This is a genomic window from Streptomyces sp. NPDC001714 (assembly GCF_042892755.1).
In the GTDB taxonomy this organism is placed as follows: domain Bacteria; phylum Actinomycetota; class Actinomycetes; order Streptomycetales; family Streptomycetaceae; genus Streptomyces.
Genome location: NZ_JBIAUL010000074.1, coordinates 1 through 2206, shown reverse-complemented (window position 1 = coordinate 2206; position 2206 = coordinate 1). Strand labels below are relative to the sequence as shown.

Genomic DNA, 2206 nt, shown 5'->3' with positions numbered 1-2206 from the left:
TACGACCCGACTACCTCGCCGGACACTCCATCGGCGAAATCTCCGCCGCCCACGCCGCCGGAGTCCTCACCCTCCAAGACGCCGCCAAGCTCGTCGCCGCCCGCGCCACCCTCATGCAACAACTCCCCACCGGCGGCACCATGATCGCCGTCGAGGCCACCGAAGACGAACTCCAGACCGAACTGAACGACCACGTCTCCATCGCCGCCATCAACAGCCCCCGCTCCATCGTCCTGTCCGGCGACAAGGACACGGTCACCGCAATCGCCGACCGGTGGAAGAACCAAGGCCGACGCACCCGCCGACTCGACGTCAGCCACGCCTTCCACTCCCCCCACATGAACCCCATCCTCGACCAATTCCAAGCCGTCGCCGAAGAACTCACCTACCGCCCCCCGACCACCCCCATCGCCTCCAACCTCACCGGCGATCTGGTGCAGGACTTCACCCCCGACTACTGGGCCCGCCACATCCGCGAAGCCGTCCGCTTCCACCACGGCATCCGCACTCTCGACCAAGCCGGAACCACCACCTACCTGGAAATCAGCCCCACCCCCACCCTCACCCCCCTCATCCACCAAACCCTCGACAACCCCACCACCATCACCACCCACCACCCCCACCTCACCACCACCCTCGCCCACCTCCACACCCACGGCATCACCATCAACTGGAACACCCTGTTCCCGGGAGCCGCCCACACCGACCTCCCCACCTACCCCTTCCAACACCAGCACTACTGGCTCGACGCTCGCAGGGTGAGCGGGGACGTCCGGGGTGCCGGACTGCGGCCGGGTGGCCATCCGCTGCTGGGCGCCGTGACCACGTTGGCGAACGGCGGAAGCACGCTGTTCACCGGTCGGCTGGCGGCGACGAGCCAGCCGTGGCTGACGGACTGCACCGTGCACGGAGTGGTGACCGTACCGGCAGCCGCGCTGGTGGAGTTGACGCTGCACGCGGGAGACCTGGCCGGCTTCGGGCGGATCGAGCGGCTGGTCTTCGAAGAGCCGCTGACCATCGCGGAGGGTGGTGCCGTCGACGTCCAGGTGACCCTGACCGCGGCGGAGGACGGCGGCTCGGCAGAGGTCACTGTGCACGGTCGCCGGGCGGACGAGGAGACGGGGGACTGGACGCAGCACGCGACGGCGCGGCTGGCACCGGCCGCCGAGCCCAGTGGCAGCGACGTGGACGGGCCGACGGGCGCGTGGCCGCCGGCCGGGGCGACGCCGTTCGACGTCGAGGCACTGTACGACCGTGCGGCCGAGGCCGGTGTTCGGGTCGGCCCGGCGTTCGAAGCCCTGGAGGCGGCCTGGACCGCCGGAGACGACCTGTACGCGCGGATCGAGGCGCCGGAGGAGCTCGCGTCGGACGCGGCCCGCTACGGGCTGCACCCCGCGCTGTTCGATGCCGCCCTGCAGCCTCTGGAGAAGGAGGTCGCCGAACTCTCCGGCCTGGAGCTGTACTCGACCGGAGCGACGGAACTACTGGTCCGTGTCTCGGGGTTCGGGCGGGACACGGTCACCGTCTCCGTCACCGATGCCACAGGGGAACCGGTGGCGCGCGTCGCGTCCCTCACCGTACGGCACCGGACGGCCGCCCAGCCCGTGCGGACGGGGGATCCGCTGCTGCGCCTCGCCTGGCAGCCGGCACCGACGCGCGCCGCGCGCACCGTGGTCCGTCCGACGGCGTGGCCGGTCCTGGGTTCGCTACGACTGCCCGAGGACATCGCGAACGTCGGCCATCGGTCGGTGGCCGCGCTGCTGGCGTCTGTGCCGGAGGAGGAGCCGGTTCCCTCGATCGTCCTGATGGGCGCGGACCCTGCCGACGGCGACTCCGCGGAGCGGGCGGACCAGCTTGCCGAACTACTGCTGGGCGTAGTTCAGGAGTGGCTCGCCGAGGACCGGCTGGCGACCGCCCGGCTGGTGGTTCTCGTGGACGAGAGCGACCTGGCGCAGTCGGTGTGGCGCGGTCTGATACGGACCGCGCAGGCCGAGCATCCCGACCGTTTCACGCTCGTCGCGCACGACGGCAGCCCGGAGTCGTGGCACGCGCTCGGCGCCGCACTGGACGCCGGTGAGCCCGAAGTCGCCCTGCACGCCGGAACGGTGGAGGTGCCGCGGTTGGTGCGGGTGACCGCGACACCCACCCCACGACCCCTCAACCCCAACGGCACCGTCCTCATCACCGGCGGCACCGGAGCACTCGG

Annotated in this window: 1 protein-coding gene; it reads left to right on the top strand. The window is 71.2% G+C overall.

The genetic code is table 11. The features are described from left to right. The coding region (locus ACFY0P_RS52130) for an acyltransferase domain-containing protein (protein ID WP_388929530.1) at window positions 1–2206 on the top strand (2206 nt) is incomplete at both ends.